The 22,544-nt window shown below is 66.1% G+C and carries 22 protein-coding genes; 8 read left to right on the top strand and 14 right to left on the bottom strand.

Translation table 11 applies throughout. The annotated features are described in order from the left end of the window. Positions 1-63 precede the first annotated feature (63 nt). Positions 64-1,125 carry a heat-inducible transcriptional repressor HrcA gene (gene hrcA / locus ACVCMG_RS03175; protein ID WP_395118128.1) on the bottom strand — a complete coding sequence of 354 codons (1,062 nt, stop codon included), beginning with the start codon at positions 1,123-1,125 and terminating at the stop codon, positions 64-66. Between the two features lie 122 nt (positions 1,126-1,247). On the opposite strand from hrcA, the gene recN reads away from it, so the two are divergent. Further along, on the top strand, positions 1,248-2,921 hold the full coding sequence (gene recN, locus ACVCMG_RS03180) for a DNA repair protein RecN (RefSeq protein WP_447106015.1): 1,674 nt from the start codon (positions 1,248-1,250) through the stop codon (positions 2,919-2,921). Positions 2,922-2,933: 12 nt separating this feature from the next. On the opposite strand, the gene ACVCMG_RS03185 is transcribed toward recN, so the two are convergent. Then, positions 2,934-3,569, bottom strand: a complete 636-nt coding sequence (locus ACVCMG_RS03185; protein WP_395118124.1) for a response regulator transcription factor — start codon at positions 3,567-3,569, stop codon at positions 2,934-2,936. A gap of 96 nt (positions 3,570-3,665) precedes the next feature. Here ACVCMG_RS03185 and ACVCMG_RS03190 point away from each other — a divergent pair, with 96 nt between their 5' ends. Beyond that, positions 3,666-5,264: an MASE1 domain-containing sensor histidine kinase gene (locus ACVCMG_RS03190; protein WP_447114858.1), complete on the top strand. Its 1,599-nt coding sequence runs from the start codon at positions 3,666-3,668 to the stop codon at positions 5,262-5,264. A 269-nt stretch (positions 5,265-5,533) separates the two neighbouring features. Here ACVCMG_RS03190 and fur read toward each other — a convergent pair whose 3' ends face one another. Next, positions 5,534-5,956, bottom strand: a complete 423-nt coding sequence (gene fur / locus ACVCMG_RS03195) for a ferric iron uptake transcriptional regulator (protein WP_395118122.1) — start codon at positions 5,954-5,956, stop codon at positions 5,534-5,536. 76 nt (positions 5,957-6,032) lie between these two features. On the opposite strand from fur, the gene ACVCMG_RS03200 reads away from it, so the two are divergent. Further along, entirely contained in the window at positions 6,033-6,491 is a 459-nt protein-coding gene (locus tag ACVCMG_RS03200) for an outer membrane protein assembly factor BamE (RefSeq protein WP_447099058.1), read from the top strand. 24 nt (positions 6,492-6,515) lie between these two features. On the opposite strand, the gene ACVCMG_RS03205 is transcribed toward ACVCMG_RS03200, so the two are convergent. After that, on the bottom strand, positions 6,516-6,797 hold the full coding sequence (locus ACVCMG_RS03205) for an RnfH family protein (RefSeq protein WP_395118118.1): 282 nt from the start codon (positions 6,795-6,797) through the stop codon (positions 6,516-6,518). Beyond that, a complete protein-coding gene (locus ACVCMG_RS03210; RefSeq protein ID WP_447114859.1) occupies positions 6,790-7,221 on the bottom strand; it encodes a type II toxin-antitoxin system RatA family toxin in 432 nt (143 codons plus the stop codon). Before ACVCMG_RS03210 ends, ACVCMG_RS03205 begins: the two co-directional genes overlap by 8 nt. Positions 7,222-7,362: 141 nt before the next feature. Between ACVCMG_RS03210 and smpB the strand changes: the two genes are divergently transcribed. Next, positions 7,363-7,851, top strand: a complete 489-nt coding sequence (smpB, locus tag ACVCMG_RS03215; protein WP_395118114.1) for an SsrA-binding protein SmpB — start codon at positions 7,363-7,365, stop codon at positions 7,849-7,851. A 46-nt stretch (positions 7,852-7,897) separates the two neighbouring features. Here the strand turns inward: smpB and ACVCMG_RS03220 are convergent, their stop codons facing one another. From ACVCMG_RS03220 to miaA, 6 genes are all read right to left on the bottom strand, one after another. After that, positions 7,898-9,190 (bottom strand): adenylosuccinate synthase, encoded by a 1,293-nt coding sequence (locus tag ACVCMG_RS03220; protein WP_447099060.1) that lies wholly within the window; start codon positions 9,188-9,190, stop codon positions 7,898-7,900. A gap of 78 nt (positions 9,191-9,268) precedes the next feature. Beyond that, on the bottom strand, positions 9,269-10,138 hold the full coding sequence (hflC, locus tag ACVCMG_RS03225; protein WP_447114860.1) for a protease modulator HflC: 870 nt from the start codon (positions 10,136-10,138) through the stop codon (positions 9,269-9,271). Beyond that, the gene (gene hflK / locus ACVCMG_RS03230) at positions 10,135-11,205 is read right to left on the bottom strand and encodes an FtsH protease activity modulator HflK (protein ID WP_395118107.1); all 1,071 of its coding nucleotides are present in this window, start codon (positions 11,203-11,205) and stop codon (positions 10,135-10,137) included. The genes hflC and hflK overlap by 4 nt, the downstream gene beginning before the upstream one ends. 167 nt (positions 11,206-11,372) lie before the next feature. After that, entirely contained in the window at positions 11,373-12,674 is a 1,302-nt protein-coding gene (gene hflX, locus ACVCMG_RS03235; RefSeq protein ID WP_447114861.1) for a ribosome rescue GTPase HflX, read from the bottom strand. Between the two features lie 57 nt (positions 12,675-12,731). Next, positions 12,732-13,016 (bottom strand): RNA chaperone Hfq, encoded by a 285-nt coding sequence (hfq, locus tag ACVCMG_RS03240; protein WP_395118103.1) that lies wholly within the window; start codon positions 13,014-13,016, stop codon positions 12,732-12,734. 132 nt (positions 13,017-13,148) lie between these two features. Beyond that, complete coding sequence (miaA, locus tag ACVCMG_RS03245; protein WP_447114862.1) at positions 13,149-14,117, bottom strand: tRNA (adenosine(37)-N6)-dimethylallyltransferase MiaA; 969 nt, start codon at positions 14,115-14,117, stop codon at positions 13,149-13,151. A 202-nt stretch (positions 14,118-14,319) separates the two neighbouring features. Here miaA and ACVCMG_RS03250 point away from each other — a divergent pair, with 202 nt between their 5' ends. After that, positions 14,320-14,532: a ParD-like family protein gene (locus tag ACVCMG_RS03250; protein ID WP_395121377.1), complete on the top strand. Its 213-nt coding sequence runs from the start codon at positions 14,320-14,322 to the stop codon at positions 14,530-14,532. After that, positions 14,529-15,296 (top strand): type I methionyl aminopeptidase, encoded by a 768-nt coding sequence (gene map, locus ACVCMG_RS03255; protein ID WP_447106012.1) that lies wholly within the window; start codon positions 14,529-14,531, stop codon positions 15,294-15,296. Before ACVCMG_RS03250 ends, map begins: the two co-directional genes overlap by 4 nt. Before the next feature lie 134 nt (positions 15,297-15,430). Here map and ACVCMG_RS03260 read toward each other — a convergent pair whose 3' ends face one another. Continuing rightward, positions 15,431-17,593 (bottom strand): S46 family peptidase, encoded by a 2,163-nt coding sequence (locus ACVCMG_RS03260; RefSeq protein ID WP_447114863.1) that lies wholly within the window; start codon positions 17,591-17,593, stop codon positions 15,431-15,433. 316 nt (positions 17,594-17,909) lie between these two features. Here ACVCMG_RS03260 and tdh point away from each other — a divergent pair, with 316 nt between their 5' ends. Both tdh and kbl read left to right on the top strand, forming a co-directional pair. Continuing rightward, complete coding sequence (tdh, locus tag ACVCMG_RS03265) at positions 17,910-18,944, top strand: L-threonine 3-dehydrogenase (RefSeq protein WP_395118094.1); 1,035 nt, start codon at positions 17,910-17,912, stop codon at positions 18,942-18,944. Positions 18,945-18,991: 47 nt separating this feature from the next. After that, positions 18,992-20,191 (top strand): glycine C-acetyltransferase, encoded by a 1,200-nt coding sequence (gene kbl, locus ACVCMG_RS03270; RefSeq protein ID WP_395118093.1) that lies wholly within the window; start codon positions 18,992-18,994, stop codon positions 20,189-20,191. Between the two features lie 39 nt (positions 20,192-20,230). Here kbl and ACVCMG_RS03275 read toward each other — a convergent pair whose 3' ends face one another. Then, on the bottom strand, positions 20,231-21,004 hold the full coding sequence (locus tag ACVCMG_RS03275) for a pseudouridine synthase (protein WP_447106010.1): 774 nt from the start codon (positions 21,002-21,004) through the stop codon (positions 20,231-20,233). A gap of 108 nt (positions 21,005-21,112) precedes the next feature. Continuing rightward, a complete protein-coding gene (locus tag ACVCMG_RS03280; RefSeq protein WP_395118089.1) occupies positions 21,113-22,267 on the bottom strand; it encodes an OmpA family protein in 1,155 nt (384 codons plus the stop codon). Positions 22,268-22,544 lie beyond the last annotated feature (277 nt).

Raw genomic sequence — 22,544 nt, forward strand, 5'->3', positions numbered from 1 at the left:
AGTTCGCGGCCGGCACCGTGGCCCGCCATCCAAATCAACCAGAAATCCCGCCTCTGCTGCCGGTTATAGGGTCACCGCGACCCGATTCAAGGCGTCGCTCAGCAATCCGGCCGTGGCCTGCACGACCGGAATCACCCGCTCGTAGGCCATGCGCGTGGGTCCGATCACGCCGACCGCGCCGAGCATTCGCCCCTGCGCGCCATAGCTGGCCGTGACCACGCTGCAACCATCCAGTGCCGCGAAGCCCGACTCCTCGCCGATGAACAGCCGTACCCCCGGCGCCTTCGCGCAGACTTCCATCAGCTGGAGCAGCTCGTTCTTCTGCTGGAACGCGTCGAACAGGTCGCGCAGCCGCTGCAGGTCGGCCAGCTCGGCGCAGGCCATCAGGTTGGTCTGCCCGCTGACCAGCATGTCGGCATCGCTGGCCTGCGGCGCGAACGAGGCCGTGGCCAGCTCCACCGTACTGGCCAGCAGCCGGTTGAGCTCGCTGCCGGTTTCGCGTACCTCGGCCAGCAAGTGGGCGCGGATATCGTCCACGCGCAGCCCGGCGAAGTGGGTGTTGAGATAATTGGCCGCCCGCTCCAGCTCACCGGCGGGCAACGGCTTGAGCAGTTGCACGATGCGGTTCTGCACCTGGTTGTCGGTAAACACCAGGATCACCAGCACCCGCGCATCGGGCAGGGCCACGAAATCGATGTGGCGCAGCGGGAAGTCGGCCTGGCGCGGCACCGTCACCACGCCGGCAAAGCGGGTCATCGCCGAGAGCAAAGTCGACACGTTGCCGAGCAGGTCGCGCGTGGTGGCCGGCCCCGGTGGCAGTTCGCTCTGCAAGCGCGCCAGTTCGGCGCGCGGCAAGGGCTGCAACTCGATCAGGCTGTCCACGAACAGGCGCAGGCCGCGCGGCGTGGGTACGCGGCCTGACGAGGTGTGCGGCGAAGCGACCAGGCCGGCGTCTTCCAGGTCGGCCATGATGTTGCGGATCGTCGCCGGACTGACGTCCAGCCCCGAGGAGCGCGCCAGCGTGCGCGACCCCACCGGCTCGCCGTCGACCAGATACTGGGAGATCAGCGCGCGCAGCAGGCGCCGCGTGCGGGCATCGAGGTCATGGCCGTGTGGAAGGATCATGTCCGTAGCAGTTCCTGAGACCCGACAGAAATAAGGTCTGCACGCGCGGCTTGCAAGCGAATGCGGTGTTTTGCCCACCCGGGCTCCCGCTACAATTCTCCCATTCCAATGCCGAACTGCCCATGCTCACTTCGCTCTATGTCCGCCATTTTGCCGTCGTCGAGGCCGCCGAGGTGTCTTTCGGCCCCGGCCTGACCGTGGTCAGCGGCGAGACCGGCGCCGGCAAGTCGCTGCTGGTCGACGCGTTGATGCTGCTGACCGGCGCACGCGCCGACAGCGGCATGATCCGCGCGGACAGCGACCGCGCCGAGTTGGCCGCGGAGTTCGATTTGACCGGACTGCCCGACGCGCAGGCATGGTTGCGCCGGGAGGAACTCGACGAAGACGGCAACTGCCAGTTGCGGCGAGTGTTGCGTGCCGAAGGCAGCTCCCGCGCCTGGATCAACGGCCGCCCCGCCAACACGCGCCAGCTCGGCGAGCTGGCCGCCTTGCTGGTCGAGATCCACGGCCAGCATGAACACCAGGCGCTGCTCTCGCGGGCCCATCAGCTGGCCTTGCTCGACGCTTATGCGGGCCACGATGACTTGATCGCCCAGGTGCGCCGCCAGGCGGAGCAGTGGCGCGAGTTGAACCAGCGCATGCACAAGCTCAGTGGCGGCGAGGATCGCGAACTTCGGCTGGAGCTGCTGCGCCATGAACTGGCGGAACTGGAGCAATGGGCGCTGCCACCCACCGAACTGGCCGAACTGGAGGCCAACCACAAGCGCCTGGCCAACGCCGACCGCCTGGCGGAAGGCAGCGCCGGCGTGGTGGAACTGCTCGATGGCGAGGGCGAGTTCGCCCTGCGCCGGGCCCTGGGTCGTGCGCATGCCGAGCTGGGCAAACTCGCCGCCCTGGACGACCGGCTGGCACCCTGGCTGGAGCTGCTCGACAACGCCGGTATCCAGTTGGGCGAAGCCGCCGACGGCTTGGGCCGCTATGCGCAAGACGTCGACCTCGATCCGGCCGGCTACGCCGCGCTCGACCAGCAGCTGAGCCATCTGCACGCGCTCTCGCGCCGCCACCGGCTGCCGCCGGAAGCCCTGCACGAGAGGCTGCTGGCGCTGCGCGCCGAGCACGCCGAACTCGAAGGCGCCGGCGACGCACTGGAACAGTTGAGCGGTCAGCTTCAGCGCCTGCAACAGGAATACTCCCGCGCGGCGGACCTGCTGGGTCAATCGCGCATGGCTGCCGCGACGAAGCTCGGCGAGGAAGTCAGTGCGCTGATGGGCGAACTCGGCATGGCCGGTGGCGTACTGCGCGTCGAGCTGGTGCCGACGCCCGGCGACGAACCCGACGCCCAGGGCCGGGAGCGCTGCGAGCTGCTGGTCAGCGCCAATCCTGGCCAGCCACCGCGGCCGCTGCGCAAGGTCGCCTCCGGCGGCGAACTTGCGCGCATCAGTCTGGCCATCGAAGTGGCTACGTTGGGCAAGGATTCGATCGGCAGCATGGTCTTCGATGAGGTCGACAGCGGCATCGGCGGCGCGGTCGCCGAGGTGGTCGGCCAGAAACTGCGTGCGCTGGGAAGCCGTCGCCAGGTGCTCTGCGTGACCCACCTGCCGCAGGTCGCCGCGCAAGGTCACGCCCACTTGCGGGTGAGCAAGCAGAGCGACGGCGACACCACCCGCACGCGGATCGAACAACTGGACGCCGCAGGCCGGCGCGACGAGCTGGCTCGCATGCTCGGCGGCGTGGAAATCACCCGCGAGACCCGGGCTCACGCCAGGCAGATGCTGGAGCGCGCGCAGGCGACCTGAAGGCGGCTGTCCTCAGACCGTCGTCGACAGCAGGCCGCGCTCGGTCGCCATGCGATAGAGGTCCAGTTCCGATCCGGCGCCGAGCTTGCCCATCAGGCTGGCACGGTGGATGTACACGGTTTTCTGGCCAATGCCGAGGTCGGCAGCGACCTGCTTGGGCGTGCGCCCCCCGGCCAGCAACAGGAACACTTCGCGCTCGCGGGCGGTCAGCCGGTTGACCGGATCGAGCGCGTCGTTGGGGCGCTCGGTGCGGCGCTGGCGCAGGTCCGAGCTGAGGAAGCACTCGCCCTGCATCACGGCGCGCAGGCCCGCCACCAGTTCCTCCGGCGCGACGCCCTTGGTGACGAACCCGCTGGCCCCGCGGCGCAACGCCTCGGAAACGTAAGCGTCGCCATCATGCATGCTCAACACGACCACGCGAGTGGCCGCATGCACGCTGAGCAGATGCTCGATCAACGGCAAACCGCTGCCGTCGGGCAAGGAAAGATCCAGCGCCACCAGGTCCGGGCGCCAGTGGCCGACCGCCTCCACCGCGTCGTCGCCGTTGCGGCATTCGGCAACCACTTCCAGGTCCGATTCCAGCTCGATCAGGCGCTTGAAGCCCTCTCGAACGATGGCGTGGTCGTCAACCAGAACGATGCTGTACATCTTCCTACTCTGACACAGGAAGGCGCGCCCGGGACAGCACGCCAGGCCAAGTACCCCGGCACGCCACCCCGCGCACGGCGCATGTACCATCGCCGGATGCGATTCAAGCCATCTCTCCTGCCCGATTCCGGGCCGCTCATCGGCGCAGGTTATCTGGTGCTGTGGCTGCTGCTCGGCGCCACGGCACAACCCTACTGGATGCTGCCCTACGGCCTGCGTTTCACCGCACTTCTGCTGGTACCGTTGCGCCACTGGGGCTGGTTGCTCGCCGCGGAACTGCTCGCCTGTGCCGGCGCCGCCTGGTGGCATGGATCACCGCTGCACATCAGCGGCGTGCTGGCAGACGTGCTGCCGGCATTCCTGGTGATGATGGCCTGCATGTGGCTGCTGCGCCGGCTGCACCTGCATCCCAGCCTGCACAGCCCGCAGGACGTGACCCGGCTGCTGCTTTCGGTGGTGCTGGTGGTCACGGTCACGACCGCCGCGGACGCCGCGCTGCTCGCATTCACCAACTGGTCGGAAACGCCAGAGTTGATGATCCGCGTCATCGCCGAGGAATTGCTCAGCCACTATCTGGCCATCCTGCTGGTGGCGCCGGTGTTGATCATGCTGCTGCACACGCGGCTGGAGCGTGCCTCGGTGATGCGCCTGCTGACGGACGTGCTGCTGGTGCTGGCACCATCCATGGCCATCCTGCTGGTGCTGTCCGAGCGCGCCGCGCCGCAGCCGCAGTTCGCGCGGGTGCTGTCGCTGGCGCCGGTGCTGTTTTTCGCCTTCCGCCATGGCTGGCGCGGCGCCAGCCTCGCCATGCTGATCACCAGTCTGGGCATGACCCTGGTGGACGTGCACCTGGGCCACACGCCCTCGACCGCCGCTGCCTACCTGTTCCTGGCCGTGGCAGGCACCGGCGCGCTGATGCTCGGTTCGGCCACCGACGCCCTGCGGCGCAGCAGCGAACGGGTGGCGGAGCAGAACGTCTACCTCGGGGCCGTCAATCGCCGCCTGGATCATCTGGCCCAACAGCTGCGTGACGCCGCACGCGGCAACCTGCAGGCCGACGAGAACCAGCGGCGGCATCTTGCGGCCGAACTGCATGACGAACTGGGCCAGAACATCACCGCGATCCAGACCCACGTGAAACTGGCCCAGGCGCGTTTGCACGAGGTCGGGATGGACGACGTGAGCATCTCGATCAACACCATCCTGGCCCACATGCGCCGCGCCCTGCATCGCCTGCTGGACGACCTGCGCCCGGCGATCCTGGACGAGTTCGGCCTGCTGCGCGCGCTGGATGAAGGCCCGATCCGCGACCTGCTGACCAGTGCCGGCATGCGCTACCACGTGGAACTCCACGGCGACCCGCGATTGCTCGACGATGACACCCGCACGGCGATCTACCGGCTGGCTCAGGAAAGCGCCACCAATACCGTCAAGCACGCCTGCGCCAGTGAATTCCGCCTGCGGCTGCGCATCGGCGAACGCAACGGCATCGCCGTCGCCCTGCTCGATCTGCGTGATGACGGTACCGGCCTGCCCCATCGCCTGCCGCGCGGCGGGCGGGGCCTGCAGGGCATGCGCGACCGGGTGACCTCGCTGGGCGGACAGTTCCGCCTGCGCACCGACCACCCTGGAGTGCACCTGCGTATTTTGCTGCGAGGCAGCAAAAGCAGCACCGAACGCAGTCGCCTGGACTAGGAATTTTTCCGATATGCGCAACGTGAAGACATCGTTAGGATGTCGTCATCGATGTGGGGGAACCGCCGTCGTGAGATGGCGGATCAGGGTCACCGTGGGGACGGTGATTCTGAGAAAACGGCAGGATGCCGTTTCGCCGCTGCCGGATGGATACGCGCGCGCACCGCGCGCCATCCGACCGGCAAGGCATCAACCGTAGGCGGACAGGAGTCCACCTGCGGTTTTTTTCGTGGCATGACGAATACGAACGAGGCGTCGGGCGCCCGGCTTCAATCCTTGCGGGCGCGCTGTTTCGGGCGCACGTAGAGCACCAGGCTGTGATCCTCGATCACGTAGCCGTGCTTGGCGGCGATCTCGTGCTGCAGGCGCTCGATCTCCTCGCTGATGAACTCGATCACCTTGCCGCTGTCCACGTCAATCATGTGGTCGTGGTGTTTGCCGCGATCGAGTTCGTAGACTGCCTGGCCGCCTTCGAAATTGTGCTTGACGATGATCCCCGCCGCCTCGAACTGGGTCAGCACCCGATACACGGTCGCCAACCCGATGTCCTCCTTCTGGGCCAGCAGGTGCTTGTACACGTCCTCGGCCGTCAAGTGGCGTTCGCTCTCGTCGTCGAACACCTGCAGGATGCGCATGCGCGGATGGGTCACCTTGAGACCGACCCGACGCAGCTCTCTGGTTTCCTGTTCCATAGCCTCTCTCCACGCACGGCGAGCCCGAGCCGGTAGTGTATCATCCGACACCTTCACGACCCTGGACGCAACACGCATGCAAAAGCTGATCATCCTGCCGGTTGTTGCGCTGCTGGCACTTGCCGTCGCCGGTTGCCACATCGCGTACACGCCGGACGTGCAGCAAGGCAATCTGCTGGACGAAAAGATGGTGGATCAGCTGAAACCGGGGATGACGAAGCACCAGGTCCTTCTGCTGCTCGGCACGCCATCGGTGCGCACGCCGTTCGACAACAGCCGCTGGGACTACGTGTCCACCCAGTCCCGCCGCGGCGGCAAGCCCAAGGTGCGCACGTTCAAGCTGACCTTCAACAACGACACCCTGGTGCACACCGAAGGCGACTTCTTCGCCCGCGATCCGCAGCAGCTGATCAGGGAAAGCCGCAAGTACAACTCGGGTTATCCGGCGAACGAAACCCAGGGCGACAAGAGCCAGTCACCGGATGACAAGAAGAACGACGGCGGCCTGGGCCAGGGGACCGACGGCAGCCATTGAGGCTGGCGCGCGGGCGGCAGGGTTTCAGCGCGAACGCCGGCGCCGCGCCTCCATCGGGTCGAGTGTCAGCGGTCGGCAGATCTCGATGCGGTCACCGTCGCGCACGCGCTGCCCGGCAACGACCTTGTGTCCGAAGATGCCCAGCCGGGCCGGATCGATGGCACCTGCCGGCAGCGACGACGCGATGCCGCTGGCGGTGACCGCCTCGGCCACCGTGCAACCGTCGGCGACCTGCACGCGACGACGCACCACCACCGAATCGCCATCGGCAAACACCACCTCGATGCCGATCGACGGCTCAACCATGGAGGCGCTCCGCTTCGCGGCAGAAGTCATCCACCATGCGCCCGGCCAGCCCCTGGAAGCCGAGCCGCAAGGCGGCACCGCCGAGCCTGCCCGCGTAATCGAAATCAAGCGCAAAGGCGACCTTGCTGCCGGCATCACCCAGCGCGGTGAAATCCCACACGCCATGCAGGCTGCGAAATGGTCCTTCGACCAGGTTCATCTCCAGGCGCCGCGGCGCGTAAAGCACGTTGCGCGTGGTGAAGCTCTGGCTGAACCCGGCAAACTTGAGATCCAGCCTGGCCACCACCACGTTGTCGCCGCGCTCCAGCACTTCGGCGTCCGCACACCAGGCGAAGCGCTTTGGGTATGCTTCCACCTCATTGACCAGTTCGAACATCTGCGCCGGCGAGTACTTCACCAACGCGCTGCGACGTATTTCGATCACGACAACCTCTCGGGCTTGTGCATTCATCCATGAATGCGAAGATCAAGTGAGCGCCCGCCCCGAGGCGCCATCTCGACAAATGCGTCGCCCCAATGGGGCGGCGGGCAATGCGGCCGCCCAGTGGCCCGAAGTTTAGCGGACATGGCCAAGAGCAAGGACAAGGACACCAAGGGCGGCGGCACCATCGCGCTGAACAAGCGCGCGCGCTTCGAATATCACATCGACCAGCGCTTCGAGGCCGGCGTTGCCCTGCAAGGCTGGGAGCTGAAGGCGCTGCGTGCCGGCCGCATCAATTTCGGCGACAGTTATGCGGTGGTGCTCAGGAACGAGGTGTTCCTGGTCGGCTGCTCGATCCCGCCGCTGATCAGCGCGTCGACGCACGTCATCGCCGAGGATCGGCGCACCCGCAAGCTGCTGCTCCACCGCAAGGAGATCGACCAGCTGGTCGGTGCGGTCGAACGCAAGGGCCACACCCTGGTGCCCACGGCGATGTACTGGAAAGGCAACAAGGTCAAGGTCGAGATCGGCCTGGCCCGCGGCAAGCAGGAGCACGACAAGCGCGAGACCGAGAAGCAACGCGATTGGCAGATCGAGAAGCAGCGCACCATGCGCTCGCACAACCGCGCCTGATCAGCGAACCCCGCCTTGCGCCAGTGCGCGGCGGGGCGTACGGACCTCAGGCGAACGGGTCATCCAGCACGATGGTGTCTTCCCGGTCCGCACCGGTTGCGACCAGCGCCAGGCGGCAACCGGACAGCTCCTCGACGGCGCGCAGATAGGCGCGGGCGGCGGGCGGCAGCTTGTTCCAGTCGCGGATACCGGCGGTGGATTCTTCCCAGCCGGGAAATTCCAGGTAGACGGGCTTGCACTCGTCCCAGCCGTCCGCATCCAGCGGCGCCAGCTCGCGGCGCTTGCCCCGGTATTCGTAGGCAATGCAGACCTTGATGGTGGACAGGCCGTCGAGCACGTCGAGCTTGGTGATCGCCAGGCCGTTGATGCCGTTGATCTGGGTGGCGCGCTTGAGCGCGACCAGGTCGATCCAGCCGCAGCGGCGCGGACGGCCCGTGCTGGCGCCGAACTCGTTGCCCTTCTTGCGCAGCAGCTCGCCCATCTCGTCATTGAGTTCGGTCGGGAACGGACCGCTGCCGACGCGAGTGGCGTAGGCCTTGCAGATGCCCAGCACGTAGTCGATGTCCTGCGTACCCACGCCGGTGCCGGCCAGCGCGCCGCCGACGGTGGTGTTGCTGGAGGTGACGTACGGGTAGGTGCCGTGGTCGATGTCCAGCAGCGCGCCTTGCGCGCCCTCGTACAGGATGTTGCCGCCGCCCTTGCGCACGTCGTGCAGGATGGTGGCGACGTCGTCGACCAGCGGGCGGATGTACTCGCCCCAGGCCAGCGCATCTTTCAGCACGGTGTCGTAATCGACCGGCTCGGCTTTCAGCCACTGGGTAAGGATGAAGTTGTGGTAGTCCACCGCGGTCTTGAGCAACGCGGGCAATTCGTGCGGGTACATCAGGTCGGCAACGCGGATCGAACGGCGGGCAACCTTGTCCTCGTAGGCCGGACCGATGCCACGGCCGGTGGTGCCGATGGCCTTGCCGCCGGCGGCGATCTCGCGAGCTTTGTCGACGGCGATGTGGTACGGCATGATCAGCGGTGTCGCCGGGCTGATCTTGACGCGGGAGCGCACTTCGACGCCGTTGGCTTCCAATTCGCTGATCTCGTTGATCAGCGCCTCGGGCGACAGCACCACCCCGTTGCCGATCAGGCACAGCGCGTCTTCGCGCAGGATGCCCGAGGGAATCAGGTGCAGCACGGTCTTCTTGCCCTTGATCACCAGCGTATGGCCGGCGTTGTGGCCGCCCTGGAAGCGCACCACCGCGCTGACCCGCTCGGTCAGCAGGTCGACGATCTTGCCCTTGCCCTCGTCGCCCCACTGCGCGCCCAGGATTACGACTGACTTGCCCATGTGAACTCTCGTTTCGTTAGTTTGCCGCCCCGCCACGGGGCTGCCTGGGTAAACGCCCGCTGCGCGGGTCGATGCGGCCTACTTCCGCGGTACGGGGTCGTCGAAGTAATGCAGGAACGGCGAATCAGGCTTGAGGATGAGCACGCCGTTGCCGGTTTCCATCGACGCACGATAGGCCGCCAGGCTGCGATAGAACGCGTAGAACTCCGGGTCCTTGCTGTAGGCACGCGCATAGATCGCGGCGGCTTCGGCATCGCCCTCGCCTTTCACCTTGGCGGCATCCCGGTTGGCATCGGCTTCCAGCACCTGCGCCTGGCGATCCGCGTCGGCCTTGATCCGGGTCGCCGCTTCCTGGCCCGTGTAACGCAGTTCATTGGCCAGTTGCAGGCGCTCGGCACGCATCCGCTTGTACACCGATTCGCTGACCTCGTTGGGCAGGTCGATGCGCTTGATGCGCACGTCGACCACCGCAATGCCCAGGTTCTTGCGCGCCGAAAGATCGGTCTGAGCACGCACCCGCTCGGTGATGTCCTTGCGCCCGCCGGAGATCAGGTCGGGCAAGGTGCGTGCATTGAACTCGAACCGCAGCGCGTCCTTGACGATGGGGGTGAGCCGCTGCGCGGCCTGCAGCTGGTCGCCGCCGGTGGCGCGGTAATAGGCCGCGTTGTCGGCGATGCGCCACTTGACGTAGAAATCGACGTTGACGCTCTTCTTCTCGGAGGTGAAGTAGCGCTCGGGCGGCGCGTCGAGCGACAGGATGCGCTTGTCGAAATGGATCACCTGCTGCAGCACGGGCAGCTTGAAATGCAGGCCCGGCTGGTAGTCCGTGTGCACGATGCGACCGAATTGCAGGACCAATGCGCTGTGGCCTTCGCTCACCACGAACATGCTGCTCAAGCCGAGCAGGATCACCACGACGGCAACGAATGCGGCAACGATGCGGTTCATGGCTGTGCTCCCTTGTCGCTCGCACTGCTTGCCGTTGCGGGGGGCGGCACAATCGCGCCGACCTGGGTCGTCCCCGCCTGGGATGCGGCGCCCGGCGTCGAGGGCAGGTTGATGATGTTGCGACCGCTGGCGTCGTCGACGATCTTGGTGTTGTGTGCCATCACCTCTTCCATGGTCTCCAGCCACAACCGCTTGCGGGTCACTTCGGGCGCTGCCTTGTACTGCGCCAGCAACAGGTTGAAGCGATCGGTGTCGCCTTCGGCGCGGGCGACGCGCTCGGCCTTGTAGCCAGCCGCTTCCGCGGCGATGCGGGCCGCTTCGCCGCGCGCCACCGGCACGACCTTGCTGGAATAGGCCAGCGCGGCGTTCTCGATGCTCTGCTTGTCTTCGCGCGCGTTGTTGACGTCGTCGAAGGCGTCCTTCACCTCATCGGGTGGCGCCACGTTCTGGAAGCTCACCTCGGTGACGCGCAAGCCCGAATCGTAGACGTCCAGCGTCCGCTGCAACGCCTGCTGCGCCTGGGTGACCAGGTTGGCGCCGGCCGCCGACAGGACCTGGTCCATGTCGCTGCCGCCGATCACGCCGCGCACGGCGGCTTCGGCGGCGGCACTGATGGTGCCGTCCGGATCGGTCAGCGAGAACAGGTACTTGCGCGAATCATCCACTTGGTACTGCACGGTGAAGTCGATCGTGATGATGTTCTCGTCGCGGGTCAGCATGGCCACCTTGTCGGTGACCGAGCGGATACGCGTGGCCTCGACCTTGGTGACCGATTCGATCGGCTGCGGAAACTTCAGGTGGAAGCCGGGCGGCAAGGTGCGCGAGTACTGGCCGAAGCGCAGCACCACGCCCTGCTGGCGCGCGCCGATGATCGTGTAGCTGCTGAACAGCAGGCCCACCACGATCAGCACCAGCACGCCGGTGAGGATGCCGCCGGAGCCCTGGCCGAACTTCCCGCCACGGTTCTTCAGCTTTGCCAGCAGGTCGTCCAGCGGCGACTTGCCGGAAGGACGCTTGCGGTTCCACGGATCGCTCTGCCCGTTCTTTCCGGGTTCATTCCACGCCACGAGTCAGTCTCCTTGAAGCCGTCGGGAGGCCGGCAACGACGGCCGGAACATGCCTTTCTTCCACCTCGCACACGGCGAGGTGACCACTGGGCCATCGATGCCGCCATGGCCGACGCAAACGCTGCGTATTCTAGCAGAGGCAGCCGAAACCGTCCGGGCGCGGCCGATCAACCGGCCGCACTCAACAGTTCCCGCAACAGCACTGCCTCGGCGCCCTCACCACCGCTGAGCGGCGCTATCACGCTGCGCGGCGCGTCGATGCGCAGCTGCCAGCCGTGTTCGTCCACGTGCTCGGCACTGATCGCCCCGGCCGCCTTCAGGCGCGCATGCAGCCGCCCGGCGGACAAGGGCAGATGCAGCGGCGACTGCACGCGGTCGCCGCCAAGCAATTCGCCCAGCGCCTGGCGCAGCAGGTCGACGCCGGCGCCGGTGGCGGCCGACAGCCATACCCGCACCGGCTTGCCGGTTGCGTCGCGCTCGATCCGCGGCTCGGTACCGGCCAGGTCGATCTTGTTCATCACCTGCAACTGCGGGACGTCGCCGGCGTCGATGTCCTCCAGCACGGCATCGACCACCCGATGCAGGCGCACGCGCTCCTCGTCGGCAGCGTCACCGACGTGGAGAAGCAGGTCCGCGTCGCGGGCCTCGGCCAGGGTGGCGCGGAACGCGGCGACCAGGTCATGCGGCAGTTCGCGGATGAAGCCCACGGTGTCGGCGATCACCGCCGGGCCGCAGGCCAGGTCCTCGATCTTGCGCACCGTAGGGTCGAGCGTGGCGAACAACTGATCGGCGGCGTAGACCGAGCCGCGGGTCAAGGCGTTGAACAGGGTGGATTTGCCGGCGTTCGTGTAACCGACCAGCGCCACCCGCGGCACGGTGTTGCGCAAGCGCGAACGGCGTTGCTGACCACGCTGGGTCTGCACTTTTTCCAGCCGCTTGGTGAGCATCTTCACCCGCACCGCCAGCAAACGACGGTCGGTTTCGAGCTGGGTTTCGCCGGGACCGCGGTTGCCGATGGCACCACCGCGCTGGGCGTCCAGATGGGTCCAGCCGCGCACCAGTCGCGTGGCCAGGTGCTTCAACTGGGCCAGCTCCACTTCCAGCTTGCCTTCGTGGGACCGTGCGCGCTGGGCGAAGATGTCCAGGATCAGACCGGCACGGTCGACCACGCGCACGCCGAGGTGTTTCTCCAGATTGCGTTCCTGCACCGGAGTGAGCACGTGGTCGACCAGCACCAGGTCGGCTTCCAGCGCACGGGATGCCTCGGCGACTTCCTCGGCCTTGCCACTGCCGATGTAGTAACGCGGATTGACGTCGTCGACGCGCGCGCCGATGGTTGCCAACACCTCGGCACCGGCCGACTTGGCCAGTTCGGAGAATTCCTCCGCGCGGCGCGCGGCATCGCCTTCGCCGCGCGAATGCGGAAGTACCAGGACGGCGCGGTCGCCTCTCTTTTGCCGGTCAAACACGGTGGGGCAGCATCCTGCGGGGACAGTCTCCCTTCATGTGGATCACCCCACGCGCAATCAAGTGCCCGCTTCGACGGTTGCCGAAGTATCGGCCTGGTGATCGTGGCCTTCGTGGCCATCGTGACCATTGCCGATGCGCACGTTGCGACTCGGCACCACGGTGGAAATGGCGTGCTTGTACACCATCTGGCTGACCTGGTTGCGCAGGAGCACCACGAACTGGTCGAACGACTCGACCGTGCCCTGCAACTTGATGCCGTTGACCAGGTAGATGGCCACCGGCACACGCTCGCGCCGCAACGCATTGAGAAACGGATCTTGCAACGATTGCCCCTTGGACATTTCTTGTTCTCCCCTTGCCACGACCAGACCGGAGAAAAGACGCCGCTGGCGCCCCGGCCCAACAAGATCGGATGTTAACTGCTTTCAAATGCTTGATGAAAGAAGATTTTTGCTCCACGACGGTGGACTGGGTCACGCTGGTGGCATGACCCCGGCCGGGCCGTCGACAAACAGGTCCACCGCCGCGCGCACCCGCTCGCCGAGATCGGGCCGATCCGGCTCGACGATCCGGATGCCGGTGTCGCTGCGCAGCCAGGTGATCTGGCGTTTGGCCAACTGGCGGGTGGCGTAGATGGCGCGGTCGCGGAACGTGGCCGCATCGGTCTGGCCATCGAGGTGTTCCCACGCCTGCCGGTAGCCGACCGCGCGGATCGCCGGCAGGTCGGCGTGCAGGTCGCCGCGCGCCCGCAGTGCGCGCACCTCGTCCAGAAAGCCCTCCGCCAGCATCGTGTCGAAACGCCGGGCGATGCGCTCGTGCAGCACGCGCCGGTCGGTCGGCAGCAGCGCCAGCTTGAGCACGCGCCACGGAAAGCGCGCCGCCGTCCCGCCGCGCTGCAATTCGGATAGCGGCCGGCCGGTCAGTTCGATCACTTCCAGCGCACGCTGCAGGCGCTGCACGTCGTTGCAGCCGATCCGGCCGGCGGCGGCCGGATCGAGGGCCACCAGCCGCGCATGCAAGGCCGGCCAGCCGAGCTGTTGCGCCTCGGCGGCCAGCCGCGCACGGGTGGCCGGGTCGGCTTCCGGCAGGTCGGACAGCCCCTGCTGCAACGCACGGAAGTACAGCCCGGTACCGCCGACCAGCAGCGGCACTCTGCCCTGCGCGCTGATCCGCTGCATCACCGGCAGCGCATCGGCGCGGAAATCCGCCGCCGAATACGGCTGGCCGGGATCGCGGATGTCGACCAGCGCATGCGGATGGCGCGCCAGCGTCACCGGGTCGGGTTTTGCCGTGCCGATGTCCATGCCGCGGTAGACCAGCGCCGAATCGACACTGACCAGATCCAGCGGAAACCGCTCGCTCAGCGCGCATGCCAGCGCGGTCTTGCCGGAGGCGGTGGGGCCCATCAGGAAGATGGCCAGGGGGCGGGAATCAACGGGCATCGCGGCAGTTTAGACGAGAGCACCGCCCTGCCCGCACCGCCAGCGGCCTCGCGGCCGACGGCACTCACCCCACGAGGTGGAAAAGTGCGCAGACATGATGCCAAGGGTGTGCCGTCGCCACCATGAGCCATGACATCCGCCGCTTGCCCAGCCACACCCCCAAAATATATCATCCATATATGAAACATATATGGAACGTTTTATGGGTATCGTGAACATCGACGACGATCTGCACAGTCAGATTCGCAGGGCGAGCGCAGTGACGTGCCGATCCATCAACGCGCAGGCGGCCTTCTGGATCAAGGTCGGCATGTTGTGTGAAATGAGCCCCACGCTGACTTTCCAGGAGGTTCTCATGCGGGAACTCCACGCCGCCGGTGTCGAGGCACGGCCGCTCGCACCCGGTGCCGCATGACCAAGCGACCGGAAGAAGTCGCGCTGATGGCCGAGTCGGGCAGGCTATTGGCCGATGTATTCGGCTACGTGGACCAGTTGAGTCTGGCCGGCATGTCGACCATGCAGGTGAACGACCTGGTCGAAAGCTACATCATGGACGAACTCGCTGCGCGTCCGGCGAGCAAGGGGCAGTACGGCTATGCCCATGCACTGAACTCCTCACGCAACGACGTCGTCTGTCACGGTGTCCCGTCTCCGTTGGAAATCCTGCGAGACGGAGACATCGTGAATTTCGACATCACGCTGGAAAAAAATGGATTCATCGCCGACTCCAGCAAGACCTACCTCGTCGGCGAGGTGACGCCAGCGGCCAAGCGACTCGTGCAGGTGGCGCATGAAGCCATGTGGAAGGGGATCAGGGCTGTCCGCCCGGGTGCCCGGCTCGGCGATGTGGGCCATGCCATCGAGCATCACGCCCGACGGAATGGCTACTCGGTGGTGAGGGAGTATTGCGGGCACGGAATCGGCCGTGAAATGCACGAACCGCCGCAGGTGTTGCATTGGGGAAGGCCGCAAACCGGTCTGGTATTGCGGGAGGGCATGGTGTTCACCATCGAGCCGATGCTCAACCAGGGCCGCCGGACCGTGCGGACCGAGGACGACGGCTGGACGGTCGTCACTCGGGACGGAAAATGGTCGGCACAGTTCGAGCATACGGTGGCGGTGACGCGAAACGGCGTGCGGGTCCTGACGCTGCGCCCCGAGGAAAGACCGGCCGGCTGAATCAAGCCGCCCGCCATGCCGGCGTCTGCCGCTCCGGGTTTGGCGCGGCCCCGCGCATGACCGGGTTCGCCCCACGGAAAACGGAAGGGCCCGCGCCGATGACGCGGGCCCTGATGCATGCACGAATGTACGGCTTACTTCGCCGACACACCCATTTCCTTCAGCAGGTTGTCGGCGTGGTCGAGGTGCTGCATCACCCACAGCATGTAGCGCACGTCGACCTGGATCGAGCGGTTGAGCTGCGGGTTGAACAGCCAGTCGCCGCTGACCGACTCCCAGTTGCCGTCGAACGCCAGGCCGACCAGCTGGCCGTTCGCGTCCATCGCCGGCGAACCGGAGTTGCCGCCGGTGATGTCCAGGTCGGCGAGGAAGTTGACCGGCAGCGTGCCCAGCTTCGGCGAGGCATAGCTGTCGAACGCCTTGGCCTTGATCGCGGCCAGCTCGGCCTTGGGCGGGTTGAACGGCTCGACGCCGGTGTCCTTCTCGACGATGCCCTGCGCGGTGGTGAACGGCGCGTAGCTCACGCCATCACGCGGCGCCACGCCCTGCACGTTGCCGAAGGTGACGCGCAGCGAGCTGTTCGCGTCCGGGTAGACCGGCAGCTTCTGCGAGTCCTTCCACGCGATCATCGCCTGCATGTAGCGCGGGCGCAGCTTGCTCATCTCCCCGGCGCGGGCATCGGATTCGTCCTCCAGCGCCTTCAGCTGCGGCTGCACCGCGCGGGCGAGTCTGAGCATGCTGTCGGAGCTGGCGTCGATCGCCTTGCTGTCGGCGCCGAACCACTTCATGCGCTCGTCGACGTTGCCGAGCTTGCTGCCGGCGTACAGCGCGGCAACCTTCGCCTTGATCGCCGCCTCGGTGCTTGCACCATCGAGCCACTTGTCCAGCGCCGGCAGGCGCTGCGCCTGCGGCAAGGCCACGTAGCGCTTGAGGCCGTAGACCATGAACTGCTGGTCGACGCCCGGGTCGTAGCGGCGATCCATCTGCTTCAGGCCGCCCTCGATGCGCACCCAGTCGCGCTGCTGGTAGCCGGCATCGCGGTCGAGATCGGCCTTCGGACGCTCCTTCGCCAGGTGGGTCAGGCGTACCGCGGTGCCGAACAGCTGGGCGCGGCTGACCAGACCGATGGCCAGGTCACGTTCGCGATTGGCCTGGTCGGCGGCGATCTGCTGGCGCAGCTTGCCGATGTCGGCCGCCAGCGCGGTGTTCTCGGCGCCGCCCTGCTGCTTCAGCCAAGCCTCCAACTGCGCTTCCTGCGCGCGCTTCACCGTGACCGCATCGGCGCGATGCAGGCCTTCGAGCTGGCCACCGAAATTCTTCAGGTAGTTGTTCAGGCCGGCGACCATGCTGGCGTACTTCACCGCCACCTTGGGGTCAGCCTTGCCGGCGGTGTTGATGATGTTCAGCGTGTCCTCGTATACCTTGATCTGGGTCGGGTAGACCCAGTCGATCGAGCTCTGCACCTCGTCGGCGAGACGATAGCGGTTGGTGCGACCTGGGTAGCCGACCACCATCACGTAGTCGCCCGCTTCCACGCCTTGCGGATTCACCTTGAGCACATGCTTCGGCCGGTACGGCACGTTGTCCTTCGAGAAGGCGGCCGACTTGCCGTCCTTCGAGACATAGGCGCGCAGGTAGCCGAAGTCGCCGGTGTGGCGCGGCCACATCCAGTTGTCGACGTCACCGCCGAACTTGCCGATGGATTCCGGCGGCGCGTAGACCAGGCGTACGTCCTTGATTTCCAGTTGCCTGATCAGCTGATAGCTGTAGCCGCCGTGGAAGGTGTAGACGTCGCAGCGGTAGCCTTCGCTCTCGCACGCCTTGACCTGCTCCTTGATCGCCAGCTCGATCGCCTTGTAGCGCTCGGCGCCGCTCATCGCATCGGTGAGCTTGGCGGTGATCTCTTTCGTGACGTCGCGGATTTCCTCGGTGACGAAGATCCGGGCGGACGGGCCGGCGGAGAGCTCGTCCGCCTGGGTCTTCGCCAGGAAGCCCTTCTCGATCAGGTTGTTCTCCGGCGTGGAGTTCAGCTGCAGCGCGCCGTAGACGCAGTGGTGGTTGCTCACCACCAGACCCTCGGGCGAGACGAACGAGGCGGTGCAGCCGCCCAGGCTGACGATCGCGCCCATCGGGTAGGCGGTGAGGTCGGTCAGCGTTTTCGGATCGAGTTTCAGGCCGTGCTGCTGCAGCGTGGCGGCGATACCCGGCAACTGGGCGGGCTGCCACATGCCTTCGACGGCATGGGCGGACGAGATGAAGCCGACGGATACGGCGGCAGCGAGCAATAGACGGCGCAAAGGGAATCTCCTGGTGAAAGCCGGCCCCGGGAAGCAGGCGAAAGTGGCGCAATAACTTTCGACTTATGCCCGAGCCGGGCGAGTGCGGCATATGCCGCAAGTCATGCCTGCGACATTCAGCGCGCACGCATACTCGTCCCGGCAGGCGATCGCATGTGCTTCCAGCGCATCGAAGTGCCTTCCGCGCCATCGCAGTGACTTGCGCCTCCAGGCGCCGCACACGACCGGAAAATTCGCATGGACAGCGGTCACGCGCCGCCGCGCTCTATAATTGACGTTTAACCGCCCGCATCGCGGGCCAGCCGATGGATTTCCCATGCCGCAGACAATGAAAGCCCTGGTCAAGCGCAAGCCCGAACAGGGCATCTGGATGGAAGAGGTGCCGATGCCCGAGGTCGGCCCCAACGAGGTGCTGATCAAGATCGAGAAAACCGCGATCTGCGGTACGGATCTGCATATCTACAAGTGGGACGAATGGAGCCAGCGCGTCATCAAGCCGGGTCTAACCATCGGCCACGAGTTCGTCGGCCGCATCGTCGAGATCGGTCCGGGCGTCACCGGCTACAAGGTTGGCGACCGCGTCTCGGCCGAGGGCCACATCGTCTGCGGCCACTGCCGCAATTGCCGCGCCGGCCGCCAGCACTTGTGCCCCAATACGGTGGGCATCGGCGTGAACCGCAACGGCGCGTTCGCCGAATACATGGCCATGCCGGCATCCAACCTGTGGCCGATCCCTGACCAGATTCCGTCCGAACTGGCCGCTTTCTTCGACCCGTACGGCAATGCCGCGCATTGCGCGCTGGAGTTCGACCTGATCGGCGAGGACGTGCTGATTACCGGCGCCGGCCCGATCGGCATCATCGCCGCCGGCATCGCCAAGCACGTGGGCGCGCGCAACGTCGTCGTCACCGACGTGAACGATTTCCGCCTGAAGCTCGCTGCCGACATGGGCGCCACCCGCGTGGTGAACGTGGCCAACGCCTCGCTCAAGGACGCGATGAAAGACCTGCACATGGAAGGCTTCGACGTGGGCATGGAGATGAGCGGCAACCCGCGTGCCTTCAACGACATGCTCGACTGCATGTACCACGGCGGCAAGATCGCCCTGCTCGGCATCCAGCCCAAGGGGGCGGGCATCGACTGGGACAAGGTGATCTTCAAGGGCCTCACCCTGCAGGGCATCTACGGCCGGCGCATGTACGAGACCTGGTACAAGATGACCCAGATGGTGCTGACCGGCTTCCCGCTGCAGAAGGTGCTCACCCACCAGATCCACATCGACGACTTCCAGAAGGGCTTCGACCTGATGGATGCCGGCCAGTGCGGCAAGGTCGTCTGCTCCTGGAACTGAGCACCGCCGCAACCTCCACGCCACACACTTCTGCACCCGGAGATTCCATGACTCCATCCGCGAAAGCACGTTACGCCACCGAACTGGCGGCCATCCGCGAGTACGGCCTGTTCAAGGCCGAGCGCATCATCATCTCGCCGCAGTCTGCCGAGATCGAGCTGGAAGGCGGCCGCAAGGTGCTGAACTTCTGCGCCAACAACTACCTCGGCCTGGCCGATCATCCGGCGGTGATCCAGGCGGCCAAGGATGCGCTCGACAGCCACGGTTTCGGCATGGCAAGCGTGCGCTTCATCTGCGGCACCCAGGATCTGCACAAGGAACTGGAGGCGAAGATCGCCGAATTCTTCGGCACCGAGGACACCATCCTGTACGCCGCCTGCTTCGACGCCAACGGCGGCCTGTTCGAGCCGCTGCTGGGTGAGGAAGACGCGGTGATCTCCGACGCCCTGAACCACGCGTCGATCATCGACGGCGTGCGGCTGTGCAAGGCCACCCGCTACCGTTACGCCAACAGCGACATGGCCGACCTGGAGAAGCAGTTGCAGGCGGCCGACGCGGCCGGCGCGCGGACCAAGCTCATCACCACCGATGGCGCGTTCTCGATGGACGGTTTCATCGCCAAACTCGACGAGATCACCGCGCTGGCCGCAAAGTACGATGCCATGGTGCACATCGATGAATGCCATTGCACCGGCATTCTCGGCGATACCGGCCGCGGCTCGGCCGAATTGCACGGCGTGATGGACAAGATCGACATTTTCACCGGCACGCTGGGCAAGGCCCTCGGCGGTGCGCTCGGCGGTTTCACCACCGGGCCGCGGGAAGTGGTCGAACTGCTGCGCCAGCGTTCGCGCCCCTACCTGTTCTCCAACTCGCTGCCGCCGCACGTGGTGGCCGCCGCGATCAGGGTATTCGACATGCTGGCCAGCGCCGGCGATCTGCGCGACAGGCTGAAGGAGAACACCCGCTATTTCCGCGAACGGATGACGGCCGCCGGCTTCGACATCAAGCCGGGCGTGCACCCGATCGTGCCGGTGATGATCCACGACGCGCCCAAAGCGCAGGCGATGGCTGCCGCGCTGCTGGCGGAAGGCATCTATGTCACCGGATTCTTCTATCCGGTCGTGCCGCAGGGGCAGGCACGCATCCGCGCTCAGATGAGCGCGGCGCACACCCGCGAACACCTCGACCAGGCGATTGCAGCCTTCACCAAGGTCGGGCAAACCCTGGGCGTGATTCCGCGCTGACACCGAGACTGGTGCGGCCGCAGCCTGGCCGCGCCGCCATCACGGCCGCTTCGCCGCCAGCGAACGCACCTCGTGCTCTTCCAGCCGGCGCCACTGGCCCTTCGCCAGTTCGCCAAGCGCAAGCGGGCCGATCGCCACCCGGATCAGCCGCATCACGTCGAAACCCAGCGCCGCCAGCAGCCGGCGAATATGTCGGTTGCGGCCTTCGTCCAGCACCACTTCGAGCCATGCATTCTTTGCGCCCGCACGCAGCAGCGTGACGCGGCGCGCCTTCAGGCGTTCACCGGCATCCTCGACGCCCGCCAGCATCGCGGCCAGCACCGCAGCATCCGGCAGCCCCGCGACCTGGACGTGATAGGTCTTCTCCAGATGCGTCAGCGGGTCGGTGATGGCAGCCGCCCAACGGGTGTCGTTGCTCAGCAGCAACAGTCCTTCGCTGGCCTTGTCCAACCGGCCGACCGGACCCAGCCAGGGCAGCCCGGCGGCCGCCAGCGCGGTGTAGACCGTCGCGCGACCATGCTCGTCGGCCGCGCTGACCACGATGCCGCGCGGCTTGTTGAAGGCCACGTGGACAGGCGTGGCCCGGCCCACGGCTTCGCCGTCGATGGCGATCCCCTGGCGGTCGATCAGGGTCGGATGCTGGGGGTCGCGGACGACCCGCCCGCCCACACTGACCCGGCCCGCACGAATCCACTGCTCGGCCTGACTGCGCGAGCACACGCCCAGTTTGGACAGCACGCGGGCAAGCCCGTAGCGCGGCGGCGGAGTCGGCCCGGTCGCGCGCGCCGGGTGGAAGGAAGAAGGACGGGACATCGTGCAAGCGTATAGGTCGGGGCCGCGGGGCAACAAGAATCATCGCCGGCGAAGACAAAAAAAGCCCGGCCGAAGCCGGGCTTTTCCCTGTTAGCTACCGCGGTTCGTTTACTGCTGAACCTGCAGCTCCGTGCGACGGTTCTGCGCACGGCCCGCATCGGTTTCGTTGTCGCCGATGGGGTTGCTCTCGCCGTGGCCGATCGGGCCTTCCAGACGGCTGGCATCGATGCCATGGCTGGTCAGGTAGTTGTAGACGATCGAGGCGCGACGCTCGGACAGCTTCTGGTTGTACGCGTCCGTGCCCTTCGAGTCGGTGTAGCCGGCCACGGTCACGTGCACCTGCGGGTAACGCTGCAAGGTGTCGACGGCCTGGTTCAGCACCGAGATCGAATCGGCCGTCGGCTCGGCGAGCGACTTGGAGATATCGGTTTCACCGGCCTTCGGACGATCGAACTTGAAGTTCACGCCACGCAGGTCGATCACCACCTTCTGCGCGCAACCATCCGGGCCCACGATGGTGCCGGCGGCGGTGGCAGGGCACTTGTCCTCGCAATCGTTCACGCCGTCCTGGTCGCTGTCCTGGGTGGAGCAGTCGGCCGGCGCGGGTGCAACCGGTGCCGCTACCGGCGCCGGAGCGGCGGCAGGCGCACCAAAGCGCGAGGCAACGGTCAAGCCGAGGAACCAGTCACCATAGCTGCTGTTGGCGGGATGGGTGTCCTTGTCCCAGTCGAAACGATAGCCCGCTTCCAACCGGATGTTGGTGCTGTCGGTGACCATCTTGGACACGCCGCCGCCGATCTGTGCAGCAGGCGCCCAGCCATTGTCCAGCTTGTTCTGGTGATGGCTGCCCATCACGCCGACCATGCCGTAGGGGCGCCATGCATTCCAGTCACCGGCATAGAACCGGGCAGCCGCACCGACATTGGTGCTGGCCCAGGAATCGCTGCTGTGACCGCCGCCAAGGGCCGGGCCCTTGTCCATCTTGCGCTTCGTGCGGTCGACGAAGAAATCGAGCGACATGTTGGGCGAGAAGAAGCGACCGAAACCCAGGCCGTAGTAGATCTGGCGGCTATTGGTATCGCGCTCGGTGTCGTTGACGTAGCCCCCCACCGTCGGCGCGATATACCAGCGCCCGTCATAGGACGAGATGGCGGTTTCACTGCTCGAGGCATCGGCCGGTGCCGCAGCCGTGTCCTGCGCATGAACGGCACCTACGCCGCCCAGGGCGAGCGCGATCAGAAAATACAAGCCCTTACGTTTCATCAGGTGTCTCCTCGATTATTAAAATTTGAGTCCGTTCGACCCATACCAGAAAGTCGCACGTCAGAACTTAACTCGATTCAAGGCCCTACCGGCCCGCGCTTGGCGTGTCCTGGACAAGCGACCCGCATTGTAGCAAAAACGTTAAGTAGCAGTTGCGTCGCGTACGCTTTCGCAACCATTCGGTGCAACATCATTCAGGTAAGTGATCGTGCCGGGCCAATCCCTTCACAGAGCGGCGAAACTGGCTAAACGACTCGCCGCCACGCAGTGGTTCATC

Source organism: Rhodanobacter sp. UC4451_H18 (assembly GCF_052978225.1).

Bases quoted from the DNA above. Each gene is read 5' to 3' on its own strand.
- miaA (WP_447114862.1), bottom strand. From the start codon at position 14,117: ATGCCCGTTGATTCCCGCCCCCTGGCCATCTTCCTGATGGGCCCCACC.
- ACVCMG_RS03275 (WP_447106010.1), bottom strand. From the start codon at position 21,004: ATGTCCCGTCCTTCTTCCTTCCACCCGGCGCGCGCGACCGGGCCGACT.
- hfq (WP_395118103.1), bottom strand. From the start codon at position 13,016: ATGTCCAAGGGGCAATCGTTGCAAGATCCGTTTCTCAATGCGTTGCGG.
- fur (WP_395118122.1), bottom strand. From the start codon at position 5,956: ATGGAACAGGAAACCAGAGAGCTGCGTCGGGTCGGTCTCAAGGTGACC.
- tdh (WP_395118094.1), top strand. From the start codon at position 17,910: ATGCCGCAGACAATGAAAGCCCTGGTCAAGCGCAAGCCCGAACAGGGC.
- recN (WP_447106015.1), top strand. From the start codon at position 1,248: ATGCTCACTTCGCTCTATGTCCGCCATTTTGCCGTCGTCGAGGCCGCC.
- ACVCMG_RS03280 (WP_395118089.1), bottom strand. From the start codon at position 22,267: ATGAAACGTAAGGGCTTGTATTTTCTGATCGCGCTCGCCCTGGGCGGC.
- ACVCMG_RS03190 (WP_447114858.1), top strand. From the start codon at position 3,666: ATGCGATTCAAGCCATCTCTCCTGCCCGATTCCGGGCCGCTCATCGGC.
- ACVCMG_RS03220 (WP_447099060.1), bottom strand. From the start codon at position 9,190: ATGGGCAAGTCAGTCGTAATCCTGGGCGCGCAGTGGGGCGACGAGGGC.
- ACVCMG_RS03250 (WP_395121377.1), top strand. From the start codon at position 14,320: ATGGGTATCGTGAACATCGACGACGATCTGCACAGTCAGATTCGCAGG.
- smpB (WP_395118114.1), top strand. From the start codon at position 7,363: ATGGCCAAGAGCAAGGACAAGGACACCAAGGGCGGCGGCACCATCGCG.
- hrcA (WP_395118128.1), bottom strand. From the start codon at position 1,125: ATGATCCTTCCACACGGCCATGACCTCGATGCCCGCACGCGGCGCCTG.
- ACVCMG_RS03200 (WP_447099058.1), top strand. From the start codon at position 6,033: ATGCAAAAGCTGATCATCCTGCCGGTTGTTGCGCTGCTGGCACTTGCC.
- kbl (WP_395118093.1), top strand. From the start codon at position 18,992: ATGACTCCATCCGCGAAAGCACGTTACGCCACCGAACTGGCGGCCATC.
- map (WP_447106012.1), top strand. From the start codon at position 14,529: ATGACCAAGCGACCGGAAGAAGTCGCGCTGATGGCCGAGTCGGGCAGG.
- ACVCMG_RS03185 (WP_395118124.1), bottom strand. From the start codon at position 3,569: ATGTACAGCATCGTTCTGGTTGACGACCACGCCATCGTTCGAGAGGGC.
- hflC (WP_447114860.1), bottom strand. From the start codon at position 10,138: ATGAACCGCATCGTTGCCGCATTCGTTGCCGTCGTGGTGATCCTGCTC.
- ACVCMG_RS03205 (WP_395118118.1), bottom strand. From the start codon at position 6,797: ATGGTTGAGCCGTCGATCGGCATCGAGGTGGTGTTTGCCGATGGCGAT.